This window comes from Luteimonas sp. MC1828, assembly GCF_016461615.1.
In the GTDB taxonomy this organism is placed as follows: Bacteria; Pseudomonadota; Gammaproteobacteria; order Xanthomonadales; family Xanthomonadaceae; genus Luteimonas.
In genome coordinates this window covers 426,661-452,260 of record NZ_JAEMNY010000001.1, presented here as the reverse complement: position 1 = coordinate 452,260, position 25,600 = coordinate 426,661, and the positions used below count along the sequence as shown (strand labels likewise).

Genomic DNA, 25,600 nt, shown 5'->3' with positions numbered 1-25,600 from the left:
GCGGCATCGTACCTTTGTACGCCGCGGCGGCAGGAGCGGATTTGCTAACTTGGCCGCCTTGCCCCTCCGCGATGCCACCCCATGACCGACACCTTCCTCTCCGGCCGCACCGCCCTGGTGACAGGCAGCACCTCCGGCATCGGACTCGGCATCGCGCAGGCCCTGGCGGCCGCGGGTGCACGCGTCGCGATCAACGGCCTCGGCGACCAGGCGCAGGTGGATACGGCACTCGCTGCGGTGCGCCACGCCGGCGCGGCGGACGTCCGCCATTTCAACGCCGACCTGCGCGACCCTGCCGCGATCGAAACCATGATGACGGAGATCGACGCATGGTCGCCGCTGGACGTGCTGGTCAACAACGCCGGCATCCAGCACGCGGTGCCGCTGGCAGAAATGCCGGTCGGCAAGTGGGACGACATCATCGCCATCAACCTCAGCGCGACCTTCCACACCATGCGCCTGGCGATGCCGGGCATGGCCGCGCGCGGCTTCGGCCGGGTCATCAACGTCGCGTCGGTGCATGGCCTGGTGGGTTCGGTGAACAAGGCACCGTACGTCGCGAGCAAGCACGGCGTGCTCGGCCTGGGCAAGGTGGCGGCGCTTGAATATGCCGCGGCCGGCAGCCGCGACAGCGGCGGCGTGACCGTCAATGCCATCTGCCCCGGCTGGGTGGAGACGCCGCTGATCGAACCGCAGATCGAAGCGCGCCGCGACGGCGGCAGCCGCGACGACGGCGTGCGCGCGCTGCTCGCGGAGAAGCAGCCGAGCCTGCGCATGACCCTGCCCGCCGAGATCGGCGCACTCGCCACCTGGCTGTGCCGCCGCGAGGCGCACAACGTCACCGGCGCCGCATTCCCGGTCGACGGCGGCTGGTCGGCGCAGTAGCCCGCCGAGCGCAACGGACGCGCACGACCATGCCCACCCTGCTGATCGCCGACGACCACCCGCTGTTCCGCGCCGCGCTGCGCGGCGCCGCGCGCGAGGCTGCCGACGGCATCGAGACGCTCGAGTCCGGCACGCTCGACGAGACCATCGCCGCCCTCGAGGCGCGCGCCGACATCGACCTGGTGCTGCTCGACCTGCACATGCCCGGCAACCACGGGCTCGCCGGCCTGGCGGCGATCCGCGCGCAGTTCCCGGCGGTCGCCGTGGTGCTGGTGTCGGCCAACGAAGACCCGCACGTCGTGCGCCGCGCGATCGACCACGGCGCCGCCGGCTACATCCCCAAGAGCGCGGGCCTGGACGAGATGCGCGAGGCCATCGCCACCGTGCTGGCCTGCGAGGAATGGCTGCCGCCCGCGCTGCGCGGCGCGGTGGCGCGCGCACATTCCGCGCCGCGCGATGCCGATCTCGCCGCGCGCCTCGCCAGCCTCACGCCGCAGCAGTTCCGGGTGCTGGTGCTGGTCGCCGAAGGCCTGCTCAACAAGCAGATCGCCGACCGCCTGGACGTGCAGGAGCGCACGGTGAAGGCGCACCTGTCAGCGATCTTCGACAAGCTCGGCGCACGCAACCGCACCCAGGCCGGCGTGATCCTGCGCGAACTGGAACTCAGCGACCCGTCGCGCCAGGCGCAGGACGACGGCTGAAGGCCGGCGGCGACCCGCCTAGATCCGCGACACCGCCCACGACACCATCTTGCCGTCGCGGTACGGCATCACGCCGTGGAACGCGCGCGGGTCGGCGTCGAACACCAGCGGCAGGAACTGGCGGTCGCCATCCCAGAGCGGCAGTTCGAGGATGCGCTCGACATCGACCCACTCCAGCGTGCCCTCCGGATTGGACGCCAGGGGCGTCCCGGTGAATCCGGTAATCAGGAACACGAAACCGAACCAGTCCTCGCCCTGCTTGCCGAATCCCGGCCAGCTGATGGTGCCGCGCAGCTGCAGGTCGCTGCAGTCGATGCCCGCCTCTTCCATGATCTCGCGGCGCATACCGGCCACCACGTCCTCGTCGGCTTCGAGCTTGCCGCCCAGGCCGTTGTACTTGCCCAGGTGCTGGTCGTCGTCGCGCGCATTGCGGTGCACCAGCAACACCTGGCGACGGTCGGGCGAAAGGATGTAGCCGAGGGTGGCGAGGATGGGGGTATAGGGCATTTCTTGATCGCGCGGAAATTTCGGCAATTGTAAGGCGTCGCCAACGGCGGGCCGTGACGCACGCGCCGCGCGATCACTCTTCCAGGGTTGCTTCCACCGCCGGCTCGCGGTCCAGCGCCGTGCGCATCGCCAGCAGCCTCCCGAGCATCGACTTCAGCGCCAGCGGCCGCACCGGCTTCTGCAGCAGCCCGAGGCCGTGTTCGGCCACCTGGCGACGCACCAGGTCGGTGGCATCGGCGCTGAGCACCAGCGAGGGCGCGGCGCCGAACCGCGCGGCCAGGCGCAGCTGCAGGTCGATGCCGGTGTCGCCATCGTCGAGGTGATAGTCGAGCAGCCACAGGGCCGCGGGCTGCGCGGCCAGCGCCGCCTCCGCGCCGGCACCATCGGCCACCGCGACCACCTCCGCGCCCCAGCCTGCAAGCAGCGTGCGCAGGGCATCGAGCGCCAGCGGATCATTGTCGACCACCAGCACGCGCGCGGCGGCCAGTCCCGGACGCAGGCGCGGCACCAGTGCCGACTGCGGCGTGCCCGCGACCCGCGGCAGCGTGATCGAGAACGCCGTGCCCTTGCCCACAGTGCTGCGCAACACGATGCCCGTGCCAAGCAGCCCGGCGATACGGTCGGCAATCGCAAGACCGAGGCCCAGGCCCTGCCCGGGCACGCCATCGCCGCGACGGAATTCCTCGAAGATCAGCTGCTGCTGGGAAGGCGCGATACCCGGCCCGGTGTCGTGCACCTCGATGCGCAACGCGCCGCCGACATGGCGCACGCCGAGCAGGATGCGTCCGCGGTCGGCGTAGCGCACCGCATTGGCCAGGAAGTTCTGCAGCACGCGGCGCAGAAGCTGCGGGTCGCTGTCGGTCCAGGCGGACGTCGCCACCAGCGTGAAGGCGAGGCCGCGCTCTTCGGCCAGCGCCTGGAATTCCGAGGCCAGCGGCTCGAGCACGTCGGACAGCGGAAATGCGCGCGGTTGCGCCACCAGCCCGCCGGCCTCCAGGCGCGCCATGTCGAACAGGCCGGTGAGGAGGTCGGTGGTGGAGTCGAGCGCGCCGCGGATCTGCCCGAGTGACGTGCGCGGCGCACCATCAAGCTGCGATGCCAGCGCATCGGTGAACAGCTGCGCCGCATGCAGCGGCTGCAGCAGGTCGTGGCCCACCGCGGTGAGGAAGCGGCTCTTGGCCTCGTTGGCGCGCTCGGCCTCGCGCCGCGCCTGGTCGAGGCTCGCGGTGCGCTCGTCGACGCGCTGCTCCAGGGTCTCGTTGCTGCGCTTGAGCTCGGCTTCGGTGCGCCGGAACGCGGTCACGTCGCTGAAGGTGGCGACGAATCCGCCGCCGGGCATCGGGTTGCCGCGGATCTCGACGATGCCGCCATCCGGGAACACCCGTTCGCTGACGTAGGGCGTGCCGGCCTGCATGTGGCGCAGGCGCTTGCCCGCTTCGGACTCGACGCTCCCGCCCACCCGGCCGACCAGCCCGCTGCGCAGGTTGTGCGCGACAAGTTCGGCGACCGGCACGCCGACGCGCAGCAGGCCGGACGGGTAGCCGAACAGTTCGGCGTAGCGGCTGTTCCACGCCACCAGTCGCAGCTCGCGATCGACCACGCTGATGCCCTGGCTCATGTTCTCCATGGCGGCTTCGAGGAGGCGCTGGTTGAAGCGCAGGTCCTGCGAGGCCTCGCCGACGATGGCGGCGACGGTGTCGAGGTCGGGGCCCGCCTCCCGGCGCGCGGCATCCAGCAACAGGCGCGCCGAGGCGCTGCCCAGCACCGCCGCCAGCTCGCGCTCGAGGCGCGCCTCGATCATTGCCGGCACCGCGCCGCTGCCCGGCGCGCCGCGCAGCAGGTCGTCCACCGTGCGCACCGGCAGGAAGCGCCGCCCGGCCTCGCGCAACGTGCGCCGGTCGGAGCCGCGCGCCACGTCGCGATCAGGAGTCGACAGCCAGGCGGCCAACGCCAGCGTGGTGGCGATGCCGACAAACAGGCTGGCGCCCACCGCGCGGCCGAGCCGGCTCCAGCTGGTCAGGCCAAACAATGTGTCTGGCGCCAGCATCGCGATGCCCCAGGGGCCATCGGCCAGCCAGGCCCCGTCGCCACCGGAAAGATCGACCAGCATCGGTGACAGCGTCACCCAGGCCCACACGAGGAAGGCCGCCACCACGCCCCAGGTTGCTGCCGATGCCGGCGTGCGCGTCCGCCACACGGCACAGAACAGTGCCGGCGCAAGGGTGGCCAGCGCCGAGAACGAAACACCCCCGACGTCGGCGAGCGCCTCGCTTCCGCCGATCACGCGGCTGTACGCCCACGCCAGCAGCATTACGGCCAGGATGCCGGCACGCCGCAGCGCCAGCAGTGCGCCGCGATGGTCGTCGCTGCCACCGCGGCCCACGGCCCAGGCCCCCCGCAGAAGGCCAGGCGTGAACCAGTGGTTGCCGATCATCAGGCTCAGCGCCAGCGTGCTTACCACCACCATGCCCGTCGCCGCGCTCAACCCGCCAAGGAACGCGAACAGCGCCAGGCCGTGATGGCCCAATGCGGCCGGCAACGCCAGCGCGTACATGTCCGAGGGCACGCTGTCGCCCAGCAGCGCGGTTCCGGCACGGGCCAGCAACAGGGTCGGCAGTGCGATCAGCACCAGATAAAGCGGGAACTGCCAGCGCGCCGTGCGCACGTGACGTTCATCGCGACACTCGACCACGCCGACGTGGAACTGATGCGGCAGGATGAACATGGCAAGCGCGCCGAGCAGTACCAGCGGCATGAAACCACCTACCGGCGCGGGCGGTGACGGCGGCGCGGCGACGTCGAAGTCACCCAGCCCGAACCAGACCAGCGCCCCCAGGGCCAGCATTGCGGCCAGTTTGAACAGCGACTCGAAGGCCATCGCCAGCACCAGGCCACGGTTGTGCTCCGTGGCACTCGCGCGCCGGGTGCCGAACGCCATCGCGAACCCCGCCATCGCAAGCGCGACATACAGTGCACCGTCGCGCCACGGTGCAACGACGTCGACCGCGCCGCCGTGGCGGGTCAGCGTGTCAAAGCTCATCGTTACCGCCTTAAGCTGCAGCGCGATGTACGGCACCATGCCCAGCAAGGCGACCAGGGTGACCACGGCGGCCAGCCAGGGATCCTTCCCAAGCCGGGTAGCGATCAGGTCGGCAATGGACGTCGCGTTGCTCTCGCGCGCCAGTCGAACCAGGCGCAGCATCAAACCCACGGCCAGCGCATAGAAAAGGATCGCGCCCAGGAACGTCGGCGGCAGCGGCCAACCGTAGCGCGCCGCCTGGGTGACCGTGCCATAGAAGGTCCAGGACGTGCAGTGCACGGCCAGCGACAGCGCATACACGTGGTGCCAGTGGCGGGCGAGCGCACCGGGGCGACGCTCGGCATAGACCGCCACGCCGAACAGCAGGACCAGCCAGAGCGTCGCGGCCGCGACCACCACGCCGACGCTCAGCATTCCTCCCGGCCCTCCATCATCGTTCCCACTTGCTCGCGCGCATGCCCGCCGGCCTTCCGTTCACCGCCGCAGCATAAGACAGCCGCACCGCCATGAAAAACGGCGACCGGGTTTCCCCGGTCGCCGAAGTCGTCATCCTGCAGGCGCGGCTCAGAAGTCGTAGCGCGCCGTCAGGCCGTACTGGCGCGGCGGACCGTAGAAGCCGGTCAACACGCCAAGCCCGGAGCTGACCAGGTTGTAGCCGGTGGTGCGGTACTCCTTGTCGGCCAGGTTGCTGCCCTGGAGCGAGAACGACCAGGAGTCGTTGACGCGCCAGGTCACGCCGGCGCCGACCAGGCCGTAGCCGTCCTGCCTGATCACCGGGCTCAGGTCGGTGGTCGGCCAGACCTCGGACTGGTACGAGTAGCCCACGCGCGCCGAGATGTTGCCGCCATTGGCAAGGTCGGTGCGGTACTCGACGTTGAAGGCCCCGGAGAACTCAGGTGCATTGGTGAAGCGCTGGCTGTCGGCGACGTTGACGCCACCGGTGATGAACTCGTCGTACTCGGCGTCCAGCCAGGCCACGTTGCCGCTGATCACCCAGTTCTCGGTCGGCAGGTACTGGTACTCGACCTCCACGCCCTGGACCGTGCCCTTGCCCGCGTTGGTGAAGTCACCGAAGAAGCCCCCGCCCGGCAGCGCGGTGAACACCGACAGCTGGATGTCCTCGTACTTGTTGTGGAAGTAGGCCAGGTTCAGGAACAGGCGCTCGTCCAGCATCGACATCTTGCTGCCGACTTCGAGGCTGTCGACCTTCTCGTCGTCGAAGGGCTCGCCCGAGCGCGGCACGGCGGTGGTGTTGGCGCGGATGTTGAACCCGCCCGACTTGAACCCGCGCGACGCCGTTCCGTAGACCATCACGTCCGGAGTGACCTCGTAGCTCAGGGCCAGCTTCGGCGACACGTTCTTGAAGTTCACCGTCTTGTCGAAGTTGGCGGCCACGGCGCCGCTGGGAACGGTGAAGGTCGCGTCGGTGTAACCGATATTGTAGGCGACCGCGTGCTTGTCCTCGTCGGTGTAGCGCGCGCCGACGTCGAGGTTCAGGCGCTCGGTCAGGTCGAACGACCAGTCGGTGTAAACCGCGATGCTCTTGGTGTTGACCGTGCCCTGCGTGTCGCCGAACGACAGGTTGAAGAAGTTGTTGAGCACCTGGCCACCGGCATCACCGTCGAAGGCATACAGGCCCACGACGCCACGGGCGCGTCCACCGGCGTCGTAGTTCACCTGCAGCTCGTTGCTGATCTGCTCGTCGCTGTAGAACGCCTTCACGTCGGCGATCTTCTCCGGCAGCGTGTCGAAGTCGATGTTGGTCTCGGTATCGGACTCGCGCTTGGCAGCGATGTACTTGACCGCCCAGTCTTCGTTGGGACGCCAGTTGACCGTGACCGAGCCGCCCTTCATCTCCGTGTCGTTGACGTTGGGCATTCCGCTGCGGATGTCGTAGCGGCTGTCGAGCGGCGCCACGCCGGACACCGGGATCAGCGGATTGTTGTTCACCGCCAGCATCTTCGCGCCGCGCACGCCGGACTGGTCATCCAGGTAATCAAGCGCGAACTGCACGTCGAACGATTCGCTCGCGAACGCGCCGAGCTGGAAGCGCATCGCGTTGATCTCCTTGTCGCTCACGTCCTGGCCATTGAGAAGATTGGTGCCGTACCCGTCGCGGTTCATGCTCGCAACCGACAGGCGCGCGCGCAGCGCCTCGGTGCCGCCGATGGGGCCACCGATTCCGCCCTTGACGTCGAGCTGGTTGTGGTTGCCCACGGTCACCGACGCATATCCGTCGAGTTCCTTCGGCAGCTCGCGGCCGATGTACCTGATCGCACCGCCGATGGTGTTCTTGCCGTACAGCGTGCCCTGCGGGCCGCGCAGCACCTCGACGCGGCCGACGTCGAACACGTCGAGCAGCGCGCCCTGGGGACGTGCGATATAGACGTCGTCGAGGTAGATGCCCACACCCGGATCGACGCCCCACAACGTATCGGACTGACCGACGCCGCGGATGTAGGCGGTCGCGGCACTGCTCGAGCCGCGCGCTGCGTAGATGGTGAGGTTGGGGACCTGCGCATCGAGGTCGCCGATGTCCCGGATGTTGAGCTTGTCCAGCACGTCGGGGGTGAATGCGGTGACCGCAACCGGCACGTCCTGCAGGGTTTCCTCACGCTTGCGCGCGGTCACCGTGATGCCACCCAGCGTGGTGGCGCTCCTGCTGGCCGCCTGCTGCTCCGGCGTACCGGCAGCGGTGTCCTGTGCGAAGGCCACCGGCGACGAGAGCCCGAGGGCGATCGCCAGGCTCAGTGCGGTGTGCGGGATCTTGGCTCGCTTCATCGTGTTCCCCTAGGAATATGCATGTACGTGCGGCCGAATGCCGCCTTGATGACAAGCCTAGGGATCACGCTGCGGACTGGGCATCGTACCTTCGGACAATGGGCCTCCATGCCGGGCGCTGACGACACTGTCGACCGTGGAATCGTGCGTGGCACGATCGCAAGGACCCGTCGATGTCGTTCCTGATCGTGCTCGCGGCACTGTGTTTCCTGATGCTGGTGGCCTACCGCGGCTACAGCGTCATCCTGTTCGCCCCCATCGCCGCCATGGGCGCGGTGCTGCTGATCGACCCGTCGCTGGTCGCGCCGATGTTCACCGGCCTGTTCATGGACAAGATGGTCGGCTTCCTCAAGCTGTACTTCCCGGTGTTCCTGCTGGGCGCGGTGTTCGGCAAGCTGATCGAGATCTCGGGCTTTTCCAAATCCATCGTGGCGGCGACCATCCGCGTGGTCGGCGCGCAGCGGGCGATGCTGTCGATCGTGATCGTCTGCGCGCTGCTCACCTACGGCGGCGTGTCGCTGTTCGTGGTGGTGTTCGCGGTGTATCCGTTCGCGGCCGAGCTCTTCCGCCAGAGCGACATCCCCAAGCGCCTGATCCCCGGCACCATCGCGCTCGGCGCGTTCACCTTCACCATGGACGCGCTACCCGGCACGCCGCAGATCCAGAACATCATCCCGACCGCGTTCTTCGGCACCGATACCTGGGCCGCGCCGGTGCTGGGCACGCTGGGCGGGGTGTTCATCATCATCCTCGGCATGCTGTACCTGGAATGGCGGCGGCGCGTGGCGCACCGCGCGGGCGAAGGCTACGGCGATCCGGCGACGCTCCTCAACGAACCCGTCGAGTTCGTCGGCGGCAAGCTCGCCAATCCGCTGGTCGCGCTGCTGCCACTGGTGATGGTGGGCGTGTCCAACCTGGTGCTGACGCGGCTGCTGCCCGGCGTGTACGGCGCCAGCCACAGTTTCATCCCCGCGGTGGTCGGCAACCCGGCGCCGGTGGTCCAGGAAGTCGCCAAGATCTCGGCGATCTGGGCCGTGCAGGGTGCGCTGCTGATCGGCATCGCCACGGTGCTGGTGTTCGCCTGGCGCACGGTGTTCACGCAGTTCGCGGAAGGCACGAAGTCCGCGATCGGAGGCGCGTTGCTGGCGTCGATGAACACCGCGTCCGAATACGGCTTCGGCGCGGTGATCGCGGCGCTGCCCGGCTTCCTGGTGGTGGCCAACGCGCTCGGTTCGATCCCCGATCCGCTGGTCAATGAGGCGGTCACGGTGACCGCGCTGGCCGGCATCACCGGCTCCGCGTCGGGCGGCATGTCGATCGCGCTCGCGGCGATGGCCGACAGCTTCATCGCCAACGCCAATGCCGCCGGCATCCCGATGGAGGTGCTGCACCGCGTCGCCTCGATGGCCTCGGGCGGCATGGACACCCTGCCCCACAACGGCGCGGTGATCACGCTGCTCGCGGTGACCGGCCTGACCCACCGGCAGGCCTACAAGGACATCTTCGCGATCACCATCATCAAGACGCTGGCGGTGTTCTTCATCATCGCCACGTTCTATCTCACCGGCTGGGTCTGACCCGGCGAGCCGGCGCGCGGGCGGGCCCGCGCGCTGGTGCATGATCCCGGCAGTGGGTCACATCCCGTGCGGAGCAAATCCGCAATAGTCATCGAGGGACTGCGTCCGACCTGACCGGGGATACAAGATGGCCGACACCAAGGTGGCAAGCCGCCGCCGCGCAATGGACAACGTGCCGGCGCGGCGCCATGGCGGATACTCGATCGAGGCGGCCACGCGCCCGCCCCGCGACATCCCGCCGGCGCCTCCGCCGCCGCCCGGCGCGCCTGATCCCCGTTTCCGGCCTCCGCAGGAAACGCTCGCCCGTCCACCGGCTTGGGTGCGCGCATGGCACCGCCTCGGGTACGGCATCACGCCGACCGCGAAGCAGGAGTTCGACGCCCTCGGCAACAACGATGTCGCCCGCTACGAGGCGATGCTGGAGCAGCAGCTGGCCTGGGAGTCGATCAGCGACTCGGCGCTGGATGCACGCCTCGCCGCCGCCGGCTACAGCACCCTCGCCAAGACCCTGCCCCAGCTGTGGGCCGACCACGTCGCCAGCGGGCCGGCCTACGAGGTGCGGATGCTCCCGGCGTGGGAGGTGCAGCGCGCCTCGCTGGTGCGCGCGGTGTTCTCGCGCCGCCAGCTGCATGAACGCGTGACCACGTTCTGGCACGACCACTTCAACGTGATGCTCAGCGACTACGACGCCGGCCCGGTGTACGTGCACTACAACCGCGATGTGATGCGCAGCCACGCGATGGGCAACTTCCGCGCCATGCTGGAGGCGATGGCGCGCAGCACGGCGATGATGTTCTTCCTCGACAACCGCACCAACCGGCGTTCGGGCCCCAACGAGAATTTCGCGCGCGAACTGCTGGAGCTGCACACCTTTGGCGCGGAGAACTACCTCGGCTTCGTGAATCCATCCGCGGTGCCGCCGTGCCCGGAGGACCCGACCTACCCGATCGGCTACACCGACATCGACGTGTACGAAACGGCGGCCGCGTTCACCGGCTGGAGCGTGCGTACCGGCACCGGCGGCGACGGCACGTTCGTCTACAACGCCAGCGACCACGACACCGGGCCGAAGATGGTGCTCGGCATGTACCTGCTGCCCGAGCAGGCCGCGCTGAAGGATGGCCGTGACGTGCTTGACCGCATCGCCAGCCACCCACGCGTCGCGAAGTTCATCTGCCGCAAGCTGATCCGGCACTTCGCCACCGACACGCCGCCGCCGTCGCTGGTCAACAGCGCCGCGGCGATCTTCCGCGCGCAGTGGCAGAGCCCGGATCAGCTCCGCCTGGTGCTGCGCCATATCCTTCGCTCCGAAGTGGCGCGCGAAGGCTGGGACGGCAAACGCCGCCGGCCGGCCGAAATGGTCGCAGCTGCGATGCGCGCCGCGGGCGCCGACTGGACCCTGCGGCCCGACCACGACCGCAGCAACGATTTCATGTGGCGCCTGGGTGCGACCGGCCACTCGCCCTACGACTGGCCGGCGCCCAATGGCTATCCCGACACGGCCATGGCCTGGTCCGGCGCCAACAGTTTCGCGATGACCTGGAAGATGCTCGGCTGGCTGACGGAAACCAGCGACGGCACGCAGCGGCTGATGCCGATCGTGGAGACGTCGCGCGCCGCGGTCGCGCAGTGGACGCCGCGAGCGCTGGTCGACTTCTGGTGCCAGCGCGTCCTCGGCCATGCCCCCGCCGCGGCGCGCCTGCAGATGCTCTACCGGTTCATGGCGCAGAACGGCGGCATCGACAACACCGTCATCCTCGATGACAACGCGTGGCGCGGCAGCGACCTGAAGGGGCATTACAACCACGACCGGCTGCGCAGCATGGTGTCCATGCTGTTGATGTCGCCAGAATTCTCCAACCGCTGAGGACGCAGGCATGGTCGACATCGAGCTTTCGCGCCGCGACTTCCTCAAGGGCTGCTGCGCCACCGCGGCCATCGCCGGCGCCGCGCCCGCGCTGCTGTATTCGCGTCCGGCGTTCGCGGGCACTCCGCATGACACCCTCGTGCATGTGTTCCTGCGCGGCGGCATCGACGGCCTGAACCTGGTGGTGCCGACCGCCGGCGAGGACCGCATCCACTACGAGCAGGCCCGCCCCTCGCTGGCCATCGCCGCCACCGGACCATACGCGGCGCTGCCGCTCAGCCTCGCCGGCGGCGCCGCAACCGGCTTCGGCCTGCATCCGTCGGCCATCGGGCTGCACGAACTCTGGAGCGAGTCGAAGCTTGCGATCGTGCACGGCTGCGGCATGCAGACCACGGTCACCCGCAGCCATTTCGATGCCCAGCTGTACTGCGACCTCGGCACGCCCGGGCAGCAGGGCGGTGGCAGCGGCTGGCTGACGCGCGCCTGGAGCAGCGATCCGGGCGCCGCGGGCGACGCGGCCCTGCCGATGCTCGCAGTCAACAGCCGGCAGCCCGCGAACATGCTGGGCGGCACCGATGCGCTGTCGATGGGCGCGCCCACCGATTTCGCACTGAATGCCGGGCCCTGGCAGTGGCGCGAGGGTGGTGGTGGACGTGCCGCCGGGGTGCTGGGCGTCAACGACCTGCTGGCGGAATACCTCGCCGGGCGCAGCGCGGTCGAACGCCAGGCCGCGCTTGCCGAACAGTCGCTGCGGATGGTGCGTGCGCAGCCCTACAACGCCACCCTGCCCGTCGGCTGGCCCACCAGCACCTTCGCGCGCCAGCTGTGGACGGTGGCGCAGTCGATCCGCTTCGGCGTCGGCCTGCGCTACGCGGCGGTGGACCTGGGCGGTTGGGACACCCACGAAGGCCAGGGCACCGCCGGCAGCGGCTATCACTACTACCAGAACAAGATCGCCGAGCTGTCGCAGGCGCTCACCGCGTTCTACGTCGAAATGGCCGCCGGGGGCGAGGCGTCGCGGGTGACGGTGGTGGTGCAGTCCGAGTTCGGCCGCCGGGTGCGCCAGAACGGCAGCGGCGGCACCGACCACGGCTACGGCAACCCGATGCTGGTGCTCGGCGGCCCGGTCAACGGGCGTCGCTTCTACGGCCAGTGGATGGGGCTGGATCCCGAGGTGCTGTCGCCCTACTTCGGCGACATCCCGGTCGCCACCGACTATCGCCGGGTGCTGTCGGAGCTGCTCATCAGGCGGATGGGCAACAACCGCCTCGGGCAGGTGTTCCCGGCCTATACCGGCTACGTGCCGCTGGGGCTGTTCCAGGGCAGCGACCTGCCGCCCGAGTACGGTACGCCTCCCTCCTCGCGCACGCGCCTGCGCACGCTGGTACGCCACCGCCAACCGGCATACGGCGAGTCGGTCCAGAGCGGGATGCGCTCCACCGTGGACACGGGTGGAAACCGCCTGGCACGCGGCCTCAGCGCCCTGCGTCGCAACGCGGTGCGCGCGAGGATGCGCGTGCAGCGCATGCTCGCCCGCCTGGCGTCCTGACCCGCGTCGCCCGCTGCCGCGCCGCGATCGGCGCGTTGGCGGGACGTGCAAGTTCTCCTCATATTCCAGGGGAGGCGTATTTGACGCGCAGTGCCGGGTACCAAAGCCCTTGAGGACTCATGTCCCCCGGCGATGGCCTTGGGGCCATCGCCTCCTCCTTGACTTCGCCCTCAAGGGCTTTGGCACCCGGTATGCAGAAATCCGCGGTGCTTTGAAGAGCACAGGCACGCCTCGCGATCTGGCGGCTGCTCTTCGGTACCCGCGGGCTACGCGGAGCCCCGGAGTGGCCGGGAGGCCTTCGCGGGGAAGTCAAGGAGGAGGCATCCGCTGCCAGGCGGATCCGGGGGACATGAGCCGCGAAGGCCTCACGGCCACCACCGGGGCCTCCAGGCCAACAGCGGCGAACAAGCAGACGTTCCTTTCCCCAGGAACGCTTCTCCGGTACCAGTTAACGAAAAAAAAAAGCGGGCCTGAGCCCGCTCTTCTTGTGTCCGGAGTTAACCGGGCAGTGACGCGTGCGGCTTACTCGCCGACCACGCCCTCGCCTTCCTCGACCGCCTTCATCGACAGGCGGATGCGGCCCTGCTTGTCGACTTCCAGCACCTTGACCTTGACCATGTCGCCTTCCTTGAGCACGTCGCCGACCTTCTCGACACGCTCGTTGGAGATCTGCGACACGTGGACCAGGCCGTCCTTGCCGGGGGAGATGGTGACGAACGCACCGAAGTCCATCAGCTTGACGACCTTGCCCTCGTAGATCCGGCCCGGCTCGACGTCGGAGGTGATCTGCTCGATGCGCTCCTTGGCGGCGCGGCCAGCGGCGGCGTCGACCGATGCGATCGTGATCGTGCCGTCGTCCTGGATGTCGATCTGCGTGCCGGTTTCCTTGGTGATCGCCTGGATCACCGAACCGCCCTTGCCGATCACTTCGCGGATCTTGTCGGGGTGGATCTTGATGGTGATCAGGCGCGGCGCGAACTCGCTCAGTTCCGAACGCGGCGCGGTCAGCGCGGCTTCCATTTCCTTGAGGATGTGGAGGCGGCCCTGCTTCGCCTGCGCCAGCGCGACCTTCATGATCTCCTCGGTGATGCCCTGGATCTTGATGTCCATCTGCAGCGCCGAGATGCCGTTGGTGGTGCCGGCAACCTTGAAGTCCATGTCGCCGAGGTGGTCCTCGTCACCGAGGATGTCGGACAGCACGACATAGTCGTCGCCTTCCTTCACCAGGCCCATGGCGATGCCCGCGACCGGCGCCTTGATCGGCACGCCCGCGTCCATCAGCGCCAGCGACGAGCCGCAGACCGACGCCATCGACGAGGAGCCGTTCGATTCGGTGATCTCGGACACGACGCGGATGGTGTACGGGAACTCTTCCATCGTCGGCATCACGGCAAGCACGCCGCGCTTGGCAAGGCGGCCGTGGCCGATCTCGCGACGCTTCGGGCCCATCATGCGGCCGGCTTCGCCCACCGAGTAGGGAGGGAAGTTGTAATGGAACAGGAAGTGTTCCTTGTACTCGCCGGACACGGCGTCGATGATCTGGCCGTCGCGGGCGGTGCCCAGCGTGACGGCGACGATCGCCTGGGTCTCGCCACGGGTGAACAGCGACGAGCCGTGCACGCGCGGCAGGATGCCGACGCGGCTGGCGATCGGGCGGACGGTGTCGAGCGCGCGGCCATCGATGCGGACCCTGGTCTTGAGGACCGAGTTGCGCATGGTCTGGTATTCCTGCTCGCTGAACTCCTTGTGGAGGTCGCCGGCCGCCCAGGCATTGGCCTCGGCATGCGGCGCAAGCGCGTTCAGGATGGCCTTCTTGACGGTCGAGATGGCGTCCTTGCGCTCGAGCTTGTCACGCACCTGGAACGCGGAGGCGAGCTGGTCGCCGATCGCGGTGCGGATGGCGTGCACGATGCCTTCGTCCGCAGCCGGCGCGGTCCAGCTCCACTTCGGACGCCCAGCCTCGGCGACCAGCGCGTTGATGGTGTCGATGGCGACCTGCATCTGCTGGTGGCCGAACATCACCGCGCCGAGCATCACGTCTTCCGACAGCTCCTTGGCTTCGGACTCGACCATCAGCACCGCATTGGCGGTACCGGCGACGACCAGCTCGAGCTCGGAATCCTTCAGCTCGGAGATGGTCGGGTTGAGCAGGTACTGGCCGTCCTTGTAGCCGACCTTGGCGGCGCCGATCGGGCCGTCGAACGGCGCGCCCGACAGCGACAGCGCGGCCGAGGCACCGATCAGGGCGAGGATGTCGCCGTCGACCTCGGGGTTCATCGACATCACCGTGGCGATGATCTGCACTTCGTTGCGGAAGCCGTCCGGGAACAGCGGGCGGATCGGGCGGTCGATCAGGCGCGAGATCAGCGTTTCCTTCTCGGTCTGACGGCCCTCGCGCTTGAAGAAACCACCCGGGATGCGGCCACCGGCGTAGAACTTCTCCTGGTAGTCGACGGTGAGCGGGAAGAAGTCCTGCCCTTCGCGCGCGGTCTTGTTGGCGACCGCGCTGACCAGCAGCATGGTGCCCTCGCACGAGACCATGACCGCGCCGCCTGCCTGGCGGGCGATCTCACCGGTCTCGATGGTGACCGTGCGGTTGCCGTACTCGAAGCTCTTGATGACTTTTGCCACGTTGGTGATTCCTCGATGACTCTTGCGATGAACCGGACGGGACCCTTGCCCCGTACCGGGTGGCGCGCACTGCCGGCGCGCCGAAATAAAACCGCGGCGCATTTCTGCGCCGCGGTGGGGTTGTATCAGCGACGCAGGCCGAGCTTCTCGATCAGCGCCTTGTAACGCGCGCTGTCCTTGCGGTGCAGGTAGTCGAGCAGGCTGCGACGGCGGTTGACCATCATCAGCAGGCCGCGGCGGCTGTGGTGGTCCTGCTTGTGCGCCTTGAAGTGTTCGGTCAGGTGCACGATGCGCGCGGTGAGCAGGGCGACCTGGACTTCCGGGGAGCCGGTGTCGGCGTCGCCGCGCTTGTTGTCTTCAATGATCTTGCCGGTGTCGATGGACATGCTGTGGAACCTTCTGGTGATGCGTGGACCGCAGGAACGCCGTTGCATGCCGGTTGGCATGAACGGGCACCACGTGACCCGCCGCGAGCGATGGAACGTGATCGGCGCGGAAGCGCCGGATTTGACTCGAAAAAGCCGGAAGATTGTAGCCTGCGGGCACCCTCCGGACAAGGCGGACTCAGGCCTGGGCGGCACCGCCTGTCGGTTGGGCACAGGCCCAGGCGAACATGCGGCGCGGCCGCAACGCGCCATCGGCATCCACTTCGCCCAGGCCGAGCACGCGCGCGTCGGGGCCATGGATCGCCACTTCGCCCTGCGGGCTGAATGGCCCGACCGCGCCCTGCCCGTACGACAGGCGCGCGGCGTCGGCCGCGCCGACGGACACCCGCGGCCAGGCATCCATGCCTGCCTCGATGGGCAGCAGGCAGGATTCGAGGCAATGCTCGCCGCGCGCGGCCAGCGCGGCGAGATCGTCGAGCGTCCACATCCGCGGGTCACGGAACGGGTCCACCCACAGGCGCCGCAGTTCGGCCACGTGCGCGCCGCAGCCCAGCGCTTCGCCCAGGTCGCGGACCAGGCTGCGCACGTAGGTGCCGGAGCCGCATTCCACGCGCAGGCGCAGGATGTGCGGCGGACGGCCGTCGCCGGGCACGTCGAGGAGATCGGCGGCGGACAGCAACGTGAAGGCGTGTACGTCGACCGGGCGCGGCTCGACTTCCACCAGTTCCCCGCGCCTGGCCTTGGCGTAAAGCGGCTCACCGCCGCGCTTCAGCGCCGAATAGATCGGGGGCCGCTGCTGGATGTGGCCGGTCAACGCCGCCAGCGCGGCATCAAGGGTGGCGACGTCGAGCAGCGGCACCGGGCGCTCGCGCAGGAGCTGGCCGTCGGCGTCGTCGGTATCGGTGACCTGGCCCAGGCGTGCGACCACGTCGTAGGCCTTGCGCGCGCCGAGCAGGCCGCCGGCGATCTTGGTGGCTTCGCCGAAGCACACCGGCAGCAGGCCGGTGGCCAGCGGGTCGAGGCTGCCGGTATGGCCGCCCTTCTCGGCGCGGAACATGTGGCGGACGCGCTGCAGCGCCTGGTTGGAACTCAGCCCGCGCGGCTTGTCGAGCAGCAGGATGCCGTCGAGCTTGCGGAAGCGCGTACGTGGCTTGGCAGTCATCGCGGGGGATCAGTCCCCGCTGCCGGGCTCGCCGGAGTCATCGAGGTCGCCAAGCTCACCCGCTTCGCGCAGGAGGTTTTCGATGCGCTCGCCGCGGTCGACGGAGTCGTCGTAATGGAAATGCAGCTCCGGCACGTGGCGCATCTTCACGCTATGCGCGAGCCGGTAGCGGACCTCGTACGCCACCGCCTTCAGGCCCTTCATGGCCTCGGCGGCGCGCTCGGGGTCGAGCGCGGTCACGAAGACCTTGGCATGCGCCATGTCGCGGGTGATCTCGACGTCGGAAACGCTGAGCGACGGCAGGCCGTGCTCGGCGACGGCGTCGCGCACGAGGGTGCCCAGCTCGCGTCGGAGCTGGGCGGACACGCGGTCGGTTCTGTGGAAGGACTTCTTCACAGCGTGCGCTGGACCTCGACGCGCTCGAAGCACTCGATCTTGTCGCCCGGCTTGACGTCGTTGTACGCCTTCACGCCGATGCCGCACTCGGTATGCACGCGGACCTCGTCGACGTTCTCCTTGAAGCGGCGCAGCGATTCCAGCTCGCCCTCGAAGATGACAGTTTCGTCGCGCAGCACGCGGATCGGCTTGTGGCGCTTGACCACGCCCTCGATGACCATGCTGCCGGCGACCGCGCCGAACTTGGAGCTGCGGAACACCTCGCGCACCTCGGCGGTGCCGATGATGTCCTCGCGGATCTCGACGCCGAGGATGCCCGACGCCACCTGCTTCACCTGGTCGATCACGTCATAGATGATCGAGAAGTAGCGCAGGTCGAGGCCGGTGGATTCGATCAGCTTGCGTGCCGACGCATCGGCGCGGACGTTGAAGCCGATGATCGTGGCCTTGGACGCGGCCGCGGAGTTGGCATCGGACTCGGTGATCGCACCCACGCCCGAGCGGATGATGTTGACCCGGATCTCGTCGTTGGAGAGCGCGGTGAGCGCCTGGCGCAGTGCTTCCACCGAGCCCTGCACGTCGGCCTTGACCACCAGCGGCAGCTCGAGCTGCTGGCCGCCGCCCATCTGCGCCATGATGTCTTCCATGCGGTTGCCCGCGGCCTGCACCAGGCGCTGCTCGCGGCGCTTGGTCTCGCGCTGCTGGGCCACGTCCTTGGCGAGGCGCTCGTCCTCGACCACCACGAAATCGTCGCCGGCATCGGGCACGCCCGAAAGGCCCAGCACCTGCACCGGGATGGACGGGCCGGCGCCGTCGACCTGCACGCCGCTCTCGTTGAACAGCGCACGCACGCGGCCGTACTCGATGCCGCACACCAGGTAGTCGCCCTTGTTGAGCATGCCCTGCTGCACCAGCACCGTGGCCACCGGGCCGCGGCCCTTGTCCAGCGAGGACTCGATCACCACGCCCGCGGCACGGCCGTCGGCGACCGCGCTCAGCTCGAGCACCTCGGCCTGCAGGCCGATCGCATCCAGCAGGTCGTCCACGCCGTCGCCGGTCTTGGCCGACAGCTCGACCATCTGCGTGTCGCCGCCGAACTCCTCGGCCACGATCTCGTGGGTCAGCAGTTCGTTCTTGATCCGCTGCGGGTCGGCTTCGGACTTGTCGATCTTGTTGATGGCGATGATCAGCGGGACCTTGGCGGCCCTGGCGTGCTGGATCGCCTCGATGGTCTGCGGCATCACGCCATCGTCGGCCGCAACCACCAGCACCACGATGTCGGTGAGCTTGGCGCCGCGCGAACGCATCGAACTGAACGCGGCGTGGCCGGGCGTGTCGAGGAAGCTGATGACGCCCTTCGGCGTATCGACGTGGTACGCGCCAATGTGCTGGGTGATGCCGCCGGCTTCACCGGTGGCAACCTTGGTGCGGCGGATGTAGTCGAGCAGCGAGGTCTTGCCGTGGTCGACGTGGCCCATGATGGTGACCACCGGCGGACGAGCCACCTTGTCGCCCTGGATGCCTTCGCCATGCGCAAGCAGCTCGCTCTCGGCGTCGTCGGCGTCTGCGCGAACGGCGGTGTGGCCGAGCTCCTCGACCACCAGCATCGCGGTGTCATGGTCGATGGACTGGGTGATGGTGGCCATCACGCCCATCTTGAACAGCGCCTTGACCACCTCGCCGCCCTTCATCGCCAGCTTCTGCGCGAGGTCGGCGACGGTGATCGCTTCACCGATCGCGACTTCGCGCACGACCGGCGCGATCGGCCGGGTGAAGCCGGTGCCGGTGCGGCTCTGGTCGCGGTTGCTGCCACGCTGCGGGCGCGCCTTCGGGCGCGCGGTGCTGCGGCGCGCACGATCGGCGGCGGAAAGATGCATCTTGCCGGCGAAGCGCGCGGCGCTGTCGTCGTCCTCGCCACCGGCGGGTGCCTGGTGCGAACCGCGTGCGCCCTTGGGCTTGGCGGCACCGCGGTCATCGCTGCGCGGCGCGGCCGGCTTGGGATGGCCATGGCCGTGGGTCGCTGCGGGCTTGCGGACGGCATCACCGTCGCCGGCCTCGGGCGCGACCGGCGCTGCCGCGGCGCGCAGGCGCGCGGCCTCGGCATCGGCTGCAGCGCGCTTGCGCTCCTCGATCTCTTCAGCGCGACGGCGGTCGTCGGCGGCCAGGCGCTCCTGCTCGTCCCGGTTGCGCTGGCGCGACTCCTCGAGCTTGCGCAGGATGTCGGCGCGCTCCTCGTCCTCGGTCATGCCCTGCGGGCCCGTACCGGGCTTCACCAGCGTGACCTTCTTGCGCACGACGACGTCGACGGTCGGCTTGTTCTTGCCGCCGCCCACGGTGAGCGTGCTCTTGCGGTTGAGGGTGATCTTCTTCGGCGCGACCGGATCCTCGGCCACCACTTCGGTGCGGCCATGGGTCCGGCGCAGGAAGCCGAGGAGCTTCACCTTCTCGGTGCTGGTCACGACCTGGTCGGGATTGCTGAACGACATGCCCGCTTCGGACAGCTGCTCAAGCAATTTCTCGACCGGCGTGTTCACCAGTTCGGCCAGCTTGCGGATGGTGGTTTGCTGCGACATTCGGCTTCCGGTTCCTTTGGCGTCGGCATGTGCCGCGCTATGGAGATGGATCAATTCTGGGTGCTTTCTGGTCGGGGGCCTGGACCCCTGACTGTCAGCCCTCGCTTTCCAGGCGCGCGATCTCTTCGGCGCGCGCGGCGAGGATCAGGGCGGCGGCACGCTCGAGCCCGAGGCCCTCGATGCCGAACTCCAGCACTTCGTCGGCGGCCAGGTCGGACAGGTCCTCGCTGGTGCGCACGCCGTGCGACGCGAGCGCGAACGCGGTCTCGTCGTCCATGCCTTCGAGCTGCAGCAGGTCGTCCGCCGGCGCGTTCTCGTCGAGCTCTTCGGCGACGGCCAGCGCGTCGTTGAGCAGCGCGTCGCGGGCGCGGGCGCGCAGTTCCTCGACGATGTCCTCGTCGAAGCCCTCCACCGCCAGCAACTCGCCGACCGGCACGTAGGCGATTTCCTCGACCGTGCTGAAGCCTTCGGTGACCAGGATCGTGGCGATTTCCTCGTCGACCTCGAGCTTCTCCTGGAACAGGGCGCGCGCCGTGGCCTGCTCGGCATCGGACTTCGCGGCCACCTGGTCCTGGGTCATCACGTTGAGCTGCCAGCCCGACAGGCGGCTGGCGAGGCGCACGTTCTGGCCGCCCTTGCCGATCGCCTGCGCGAGGCGGTCTTCGGCCACGGCGAGGTCCATCGAGTGCTTGTCCTCGTCGACCACGATCGACTGCACTTCCGCCGGCGCCATGGCGTTGATCACGAACTGCGCCGGGTTGTCCGACCACAGCACGATGTCGACGCGCTCGCCGTTGAGCTCGTTGCTCACGGCCTGCACGCGCGAACCGCGCATGCCGATGCAGGCGCCGATCGGATCGGTGCGGGTGTCATAGGCCACGACGGCGATCTTGGCGCGGTCGCCGGGATCACGCGCGCAGGCCTTGATTTCCACCAGGCCCTGGCCGACTTCCGGCACTTCGAGCTTGAACAGTTCCATCATGAACTCGGGCGCGGCGCGGCTGATGAACAGCTGCGGGCCGCGCGGCTCGCTGCGCACGTCGTACAGGTAGCCGCGGATGCGGTCGCCGGCGCGCACGACGTCGCGCGGGATCGCCTTGTCCTTGGGGATGAAGGCTTCGGCGTTGCCACCGAGGTCGACGAAGACGTTGCCGCGCTCGACGCGCTTGACCACGCCGGTGACCAGCTCGCCGACACGGTCCTTCCAGGCATCCACGACCTGCTGCCGCTCGGCCTCGCGCACGCGCTGCACGATCACCTGCTTGGCGGCCTGGGCGGCGATGCGGCCGAAGTCGACGTTCTCGATCTGCTCCTCGATGTAGTCGCCGACCTCGACGCCCTCGGCCTCGTCGATCGCGTCCATCAGGCGGATCTGGCGGTCCGGGGACTCCATCACCACGTCGTCGGCCACCACTTCCCAGCGGCGGAACGTTTCGTAGTTGCCGTCCTTGGAATCGATCGTCACGCGCGTCAGCACGTCCTGCTCGAGGTAGCGCTTCTTGGCCGCGGTGGCCAGTGCGGCCTCGATGGCCTCAAGGATGACCGACTCCGGCACGCCCTTTTCATTGGCGACGGCGTCGACGACCAGCAACAGTTCCTTGCTCATCTCTGTATCACTCCGCACGGGACGGCTTGGAGGCCGCCGGCTTGTTGGTTTGTCTGTTGTGCGGCGTGCCCTTGCCGGGGCGGTCGTCACGCCCGGAGGCGTCCTTCGCCGGCCCGTAGCCGAGGGCGACCCAGTCGGGTACCAGCCGCGCCTTGTCGATATTGCCGGCGGCCACCGCGATCGGCTGGCCGTCGACTTCAAATGTGATGGTCTCGCCTTCCACCGCCGCGATGCGCCCCGTCAGGCGGCGACGGCCTTCCTGCGGCAGCTGCAGGGTGACCTTGGCCTGCTCGCCCAGGAACCGCGCGAAGTGTGCCGACTTGAACAGCAGGCGGTCCACGCCCGGCGACGACACTTCAAGCGTGTAGTTGCCGCTGATCGGATCCTCGACGTCGAGCTGGGCCGAGACCTCGCGGCTCACGGCCTCGCAGTCCTCGATCCCCACGCCCTGCGTTTCCGCTGACGTTTCGGCGCCGGGACGCTCGATGTAAAGGCGCACCACGGCACTGCCGGGCGCCGACAGGTATTCCACGCCCAGCAGTTCCAGCCCCAACGCGGACACGGTCGGAGACAGCAGGTTGGCGATGTCGGTTGATTTGTCCGTCACGTTTGCCTCCTCCTCCGGATGCCGTCGCGCTTTGGGGGCGCAAAAAAAAACAAAGGGCCCAATGGGCCCTTGTCCGATACTGCTGGATCCGGTGCCGGCGCGCCTCATTGCGCACCGGACGAGCCCAAACTCTCCGTAATCAAAAAAGCCTCCTTGGAGGCTTTTCGTCGACCGCGAAAAGCTGGTAGCGGGGGCAGGATTTGAACCTGCGACCTTCGGGTTATGAGCCCGACGAGCTGCCAGACTGCTCCACCCCGCAGCAGAAGCGGAATTATGAAGGAACGTCCCGGGCAATGCAAGCCCTCGGACGTTCCCGGGCGGTCAGGCGGCGAACGCCGCCTGGCACCAGGCCATCACCGGGTTCCAGAATACGCCCAGCGCCAGCAGCGACAAGGCATTGACCGCGAACAGGGCGCGCAGCGGTGCGTCGTCGCGGGCCTTCAAGGGGGCACCCACCGGCTCGTCGAAGTACATGACCTTGATGACGCGCAGGTAATAGAACGCACCCACCACCGCGAACACGATGCCGACGATCGCCAGCCACATCAGGTCGCCCTGCAGTGCCGCGCGCAGCACGGCGAGCTTGGCCCAGAACCCGAGGAACGGCGGCACGCCGGCCATCGAGGCCATGATGCAGAGCACCAGCCCGGCCATCCACGGACTGCGCGCATTCAGGCCGCGGAAGTCGTCGATCCGGTCGGCCTCGAAGCCGCGGTTGGACAGCACGATGATCGCGCCAAACGCCGCCGCCGCCATGAGCGCGTAGCTGATCGCATAGAACATCGCCGCCGCGTAGCCTTCCACCCCGCCGCCGGCGAAGCCGAGCAGCAGGAAGCCGACGTGCGACACGGTGGAGTACGCCAGCATCCGCTTCAGGTTGGCCTGCGCGATCGCGAACAGGTTGCCGACCACCAGCGACAGCGCGGCGATGCCGGCCAGCAGCAGCTGCCACTGGTCCTGCAGCGCACCGCCGCCAAGGCCGTCCTCGAGCAGGCGGTAGGCCATGCCGAACACGGCGAGCTTGGGCGCCGAGCCGATGAACAGGGTGATCGGCGTGGGCGCACCGTGGTACGCGTCGGGCAGCCACATGTGGAATGGCGCGGCGCCGAACTTGAAGCAGATGCCGACCACCATGAACGCGGTGCCGGTGAGCAGCAGGGTAGCCGTGCCGCCTTCGAGACCCATCGCCGTTTCGCGCAGGGTCGCCAGGTCCAAGGTGCCGGTGGCGCCGTAGACCAGCGACATGCCGTACAGCAGCAGGCCGGATGCCAGCGCGCCGAGCACGAAGTACTTCATGCCCGCCTCGGACGCGACCGGGCTGTCGCGGTCGACCGCCACCAGCGCGTACTGGCACAGGGCCAGCAGCTCCAGGCCGACGTAGACCAGGGTCAGGTTGCCGGCCGAGACCAGCAGCATCATGCCGGCGGTGGCGAACATCACCAGCACCGGCAGTTCGCCCTTGTAGAGGTCGCGTTCGCGCATGAACGACCAGGCATAGACCAGCGACGCGGCACTCAGCAGCACCAGCACGGTCTTCAGCACGTCGGCGACCGGGTCGCGCACGAACATGCCGCCGAGCACGGTGCCCTGCCCGCCGACGCCGGTGAACGCCAGCACCGCGGCGGCCACCAGCACCAGCACGGCCAGCACGTGGGTCACCACACGGCGGCGCTCGCCGATGAACAGGTCGAGCATCAGCAGCGCAAACGCGCCAAGCACCACCACGAACTCGGGCGCCAGCGGCGCGATGTCGGCCAGCGTCCGGATGGGCGGGGTCATTGCTCCAGGCATCATCGCGGGGTCTTCCTCAAAGCTTGCTGTTGGCGAGCATGGTCGCCAGTTGCGCGATGGACGGTTCCATCAGGTCGATCAGGGGCTTGGGCCACACGCCGATGAGCAGCACGCCGGCGGCGAACACGCCCAGCACCAGGATCTCGCGGCCGTTGATGTCCTTCATCTCGGCGACATGGGCATTGCCGATCTCGCCGTACAGCACGCGCTTGACCAGCCACAGCGTGTAACCGGCACTGATGATGAGCGTCAGCGCGGCGGTGAAGGCGATCAGCGGGTGGTGCTGGAACGACGCCAGCACGATCATGAATTCGCCGACGAAGCCGGACGTGCCCGGCAGGCCGGCGTTGGCCATGCCGAAGAACACGAACAGCACGGCGAACCACGGCATCACGTTGGCCACGCCGCCGTAGTCGCGGATCATGCGCGTGTGCATGCGGTCGTAGAGCACGCCGACGCAGCTGAACATGGCGCCCGAGATGAACCCGTGCGACACCATCTGCACCATCGCACCCTGCAGGCCGAGCCGCGCCGCATCGGTGTTGCCGACATCGCGCACCAGCGCGAAGGCGATGAAAGTACCCAGCGTCACGAAGCCCATGTGCGCGACCGACGAATAGGCAATGAGCTTCTTCATGTCGTCCTGCACCAGCGCCACCATGCCCACGTAGACCACGGCGATCAGCGACAGCGCGATCATCAGCCAGGCCCACTCGTGGCCGGCGTCGGGCACGATCGGCAGGCTGAAGCGGAGGAAGCCGTAGCCGCCGATCTTCAGCATGATCGCCGCCAGGATCACCGAGCCGCCGGTTGGCGCCTCGACGTGCGCGTCCGGAAGCCATGTGTGCACCGGGAACATCGGCACCTTGACCGCGAACGCGATCAGGAACGCGAAGAACAGCCAGGCCTGCTCGGTGGCATCGAGCGGAAGCGCGTACAGGTCGGGCAACTGCCAGCTGCCGGCCTTCAGGTACAGGTAGATCAGCCCGACCAGCATGAACACCGAGCCGAGGAAGGTGTACAGGAAGAACTTGACCGACGCGTACACGCGCCGCGGCCCGCCCCACACGCCGATGATGATGAACATCGGGATCAGCATGCCTTCGAAGAACACGTAGAAGAGCATGGCGTCGACCGCCGAGAACACGCCGATCATCAGGCCCTCGAGGATCAGCATCGCCGCGTAGTACTGGCTGACACGCTTGTCGATCGAAGTCCACGCGCCCACCAGCACCAGCGCGGTGACCAGCGTGGTGAGGATGATCAGCGCGACCGAGATGCCGTCGCCGCCCAGGTGGTACTGGATGTCGTAGGCGGGGATCCACTCCCGCGCCTCGACGAACTGCATGCCGACCACGGCGGGGTCGAAGCCCGTGAACAGCGGGATGCTGATGGCAAACGCCACCAGCGCGATCGCCAGCGACAGCCAGCGGGCGGCGTTGGCGCGGCTGTTGCCGAGCGCGAGCACCAGCGCGCCACCGAGGATCGGCAGCCAGATGAGGATGCTGAGGAGAGGCCAGTTCGACACGTATCGTCTTCCG

The 25,600-nt window shown here is 68.5% G+C and carries 17 protein-coding genes and 1 tRNA gene; 5 read left to right on the top strand and 13 right to left on the bottom strand.

Going from position 1 to position 25,600, the window contains the following annotated elements; all coding sequences use genetic code 11:
• Nucleotides 1-81: 81 nt before the first annotated feature.
• Both JHB91_RS02215 and JHB91_RS02210 read left to right on the top strand, forming a co-directional pair.
• A complete protein-coding gene (locus JHB91_RS02215) occupies nucleotides 82-885 on the top strand; it encodes a 3-hydroxybutyrate dehydrogenase (RefSeq protein WP_199471137.1) in 804 nt (267 codons plus the stop codon).
• 29 nt (nucleotides 886-914) lie between these two features.
• Entirely contained in the window at nucleotides 915-1,586 is a 672-nt protein-coding gene (locus JHB91_RS02210; RefSeq protein ID WP_199471135.1) for a response regulator transcription factor, read from the top strand.
• Between the two features lie 18 nt (nucleotides 1,587-1,604).
• Here the strand turns inward: JHB91_RS02210 and JHB91_RS02205 are convergent, their stop codons facing one another.
• The 3 genes from JHB91_RS02205 to JHB91_RS02195 form a co-directional block, all read right to left on the bottom strand.
• Nucleotides 1,605-2,093 carry an 8-oxo-dGTP diphosphatase gene (locus tag JHB91_RS02205; protein ID WP_199471133.1) on the bottom strand — a complete coding sequence of 163 codons (489 nt, stop codon included), beginning with the start codon at nucleotides 2,091-2,093 and terminating at the stop codon, nucleotides 1,605-1,607.
• A 73-nt stretch (nucleotides 2,094-2,166) separates the two neighbouring features.
• On the bottom strand, nucleotides 2,167-5,547 hold the full coding sequence (locus tag JHB91_RS02200; protein ID WP_199471131.1) for a PAS-domain containing protein: 3,381 nt from the start codon (nucleotides 5,545-5,547) through the stop codon (nucleotides 2,167-2,169).
• Between the two features lie 150 nt (nucleotides 5,548-5,697).
• A complete protein-coding gene (locus JHB91_RS02195) occupies nucleotides 5,698-7,914 on the bottom strand; it encodes a TonB-dependent receptor (RefSeq protein ID WP_199471128.1) in 2,217 nt (738 codons plus the stop codon).
• Between the two features lie 173 nt (nucleotides 7,915-8,087).
• On the opposite strand from JHB91_RS02195, the gene JHB91_RS02190 reads away from it, so the two are divergent.
• From JHB91_RS02190 to JHB91_RS02180, 3 genes are all read left to right on the top strand, one after another.
• The gene (locus JHB91_RS02190; protein ID WP_199372801.1) at nucleotides 8,088-9,491 is read left to right on the top strand and encodes a GntP family permease; all 1,404 of its coding nucleotides are present in this window, start codon (nucleotides 8,088-8,090) and stop codon (nucleotides 9,489-9,491) included.
• Between the two features lie 127 nt (nucleotides 9,492-9,618).
• Nucleotides 9,619-11,358: a DUF1800 domain-containing protein gene (locus tag JHB91_RS02185; protein WP_199471127.1), complete on the top strand. Its 1,740-nt coding sequence runs from the start codon at nucleotides 9,619-9,621 to the stop codon at nucleotides 11,356-11,358.
• Nucleotides 11,359-11,368: 10 nt separating this feature from the next.
• Entirely contained in the window at nucleotides 11,369-12,907 is a 1,539-nt protein-coding gene (locus tag JHB91_RS02180; protein WP_199472623.1) for a DUF1501 domain-containing protein, read from the top strand.
• Nucleotides 12,908-13,429: 522 nt separating this feature from the next.
• Here JHB91_RS02180 and pnp read toward each other — a convergent pair.
• From pnp to JHB91_RS02130, 10 genes are all read right to left on the bottom strand, one after another.
• Nucleotides 13,430-15,538: a polyribonucleotide nucleotidyltransferase gene (pnp, locus tag JHB91_RS02175; RefSeq protein ID WP_199471126.1), complete on the bottom strand. Its 2,109-nt coding sequence runs from the start codon at nucleotides 15,536-15,538 to the stop codon at nucleotides 13,430-13,432.
• A gap of 125 nt (nucleotides 15,539-15,663) precedes the next feature.
• Nucleotides 15,664-15,924 (bottom strand): 30S ribosomal protein S15, encoded by a 261-nt coding sequence (rpsO, locus tag JHB91_RS02170; RefSeq protein ID WP_199372805.1) that lies wholly within the window; start codon nucleotides 15,922-15,924, stop codon nucleotides 15,664-15,666.
• 178 nt (nucleotides 15,925-16,102) lie between these two features.
• Nucleotides 16,103-17,086 carry a tRNA pseudouridine(55) synthase TruB gene (gene truB, locus JHB91_RS02165; RefSeq protein WP_199471125.1) on the bottom strand — a complete coding sequence of 328 codons (984 nt, stop codon included), beginning with the start codon at nucleotides 17,084-17,086 and terminating at the stop codon, nucleotides 16,103-16,105.
• A gap of 9 nt (nucleotides 17,087-17,095) precedes the next feature.
• Nucleotides 17,096-17,482, bottom strand: a complete 387-nt coding sequence (gene rbfA, locus JHB91_RS02160; protein ID WP_199372807.1) for a 30S ribosome-binding factor RbfA — start codon at nucleotides 17,480-17,482, stop codon at nucleotides 17,096-17,098.
• Nucleotides 17,479-20,055, bottom strand: a complete 2,577-nt coding sequence (infB, locus tag JHB91_RS02155; protein ID WP_199372808.1) for a translation initiation factor IF-2 — start codon at nucleotides 20,053-20,055, stop codon at nucleotides 17,479-17,481. The genes rbfA and infB overlap by 4 nt, the downstream gene beginning before the upstream one ends.
• A gap of 94 nt (nucleotides 20,056-20,149) precedes the next feature.
• On the bottom strand, nucleotides 20,150-21,661 hold the full coding sequence (gene nusA / locus JHB91_RS02150) for a transcription termination factor NusA (protein WP_199372809.1): 1,512 nt from the start codon (nucleotides 21,659-21,661) through the stop codon (nucleotides 20,150-20,152).
• Nucleotides 21,662-21,668: 7 nt separating this feature from the next.
• Nucleotides 21,669-22,268, bottom strand: coding sequence for a ribosome maturation factor RimP (rimP, locus tag JHB91_RS02145; protein ID WP_199471124.1), 600 nt, complete (start codon nucleotides 22,266-22,268; stop codon nucleotides 21,669-21,671).
• A gap of 182 nt (nucleotides 22,269-22,450) precedes the next feature.
• Nucleotides 22,451-22,527, bottom strand: a tRNA-Met gene (locus JHB91_RS02140).
• 62 nt (nucleotides 22,528-22,589) lie between these two features.
• Nucleotides 22,590-24,047 (bottom strand): NADH-quinone oxidoreductase subunit NuoN, encoded by a 1,458-nt coding sequence (gene nuoN / locus JHB91_RS02135; protein ID WP_199471123.1) that lies wholly within the window; start codon nucleotides 24,045-24,047, stop codon nucleotides 22,590-22,592.
• Between the two features lie 28 nt (nucleotides 24,048-24,075).
• Nucleotides 24,076-25,587, bottom strand: a complete 1,512-nt coding sequence (locus JHB91_RS02130) for an NADH-quinone oxidoreductase subunit M (RefSeq protein ID WP_199372812.1) — start codon at nucleotides 25,585-25,587, stop codon at nucleotides 24,076-24,078.
• Between the last annotated feature and the right edge of the window lie 13 nt (nucleotides 25,588-25,600).

Coding starts and splice junctions, on each gene's coding strand:
- truB (WP_199471125.1), bottom strand. CDS start 17,086: ATGACTGCCAAGCCACGTACGCGCTTCCGCAAGCTCGACGGCATCCTG.
- JHB91_RS02180 (WP_199472623.1), top strand. CDS start 11,369: ATGGTCGACATCGAGCTTTCGCGCCGCGACTTCCTCAAGGGCTGCTGC.
- nusA (WP_199372809.1), bottom strand. CDS start 21,661: ATGAGCAAGGAACTGTTGCTGGTCGTCGACGCCGTCGCCAATGAAAAG.
- JHB91_RS02215 (WP_199471137.1), top strand. CDS start 82: ATGACCGACACCTTCCTCTCCGGCCGCACCGCCCTGGTGACAGGCAGC.
- JHB91_RS02210 (WP_199471135.1), top strand. CDS start 915: ATGCCCACCCTGCTGATCGCCGACGACCACCCGCTGTTCCGCGCCGCG.
- JHB91_RS02195 (WP_199471128.1), bottom strand. CDS start 7,914: ATGAAGCGAGCCAAGATCCCGCACACCGCACTGAGCCTGGCGATCGCC.
- JHB91_RS02200 (WP_199471131.1), bottom strand. CDS start 5,547: ATGCTGAGCGTCGGCGTGGTGGTCGCGGCCGCGACGCTCTGGCTGGTC.
- infB (WP_199372808.1), bottom strand. CDS start 20,055: ATGTCGCAGCAAACCACCATCCGCAAGCTGGCCGAACTGGTGAACACG.
- JHB91_RS02190 (WP_199372801.1), top strand. CDS start 8,088: ATGTCGTTCCTGATCGTGCTCGCGGCACTGTGTTTCCTGATGCTGGTG.
- nuoN (WP_199471123.1), bottom strand. CDS start 24,047: ATGACCCCGCCCATCCGGACGCTGGCCGACATCGCGCCGCTGGCGCCC.
- rpsO (WP_199372805.1), bottom strand. CDS start 15,924: ATGTCCATCGACACCGGCAAGATCATTGAAGACAACAAGCGCGGCGAC.
- JHB91_RS02205 (WP_199471133.1), bottom strand. CDS start 2,093: ATGCCCTATACCCCCATCCTCGCCACCCTCGGCTACATCCTTTCGCCC.
- JHB91_RS02185 (WP_199471127.1), top strand. CDS start 9,619: ATGGCCGACACCAAGGTGGCAAGCCGCCGCCGCGCAATGGACAACGTG.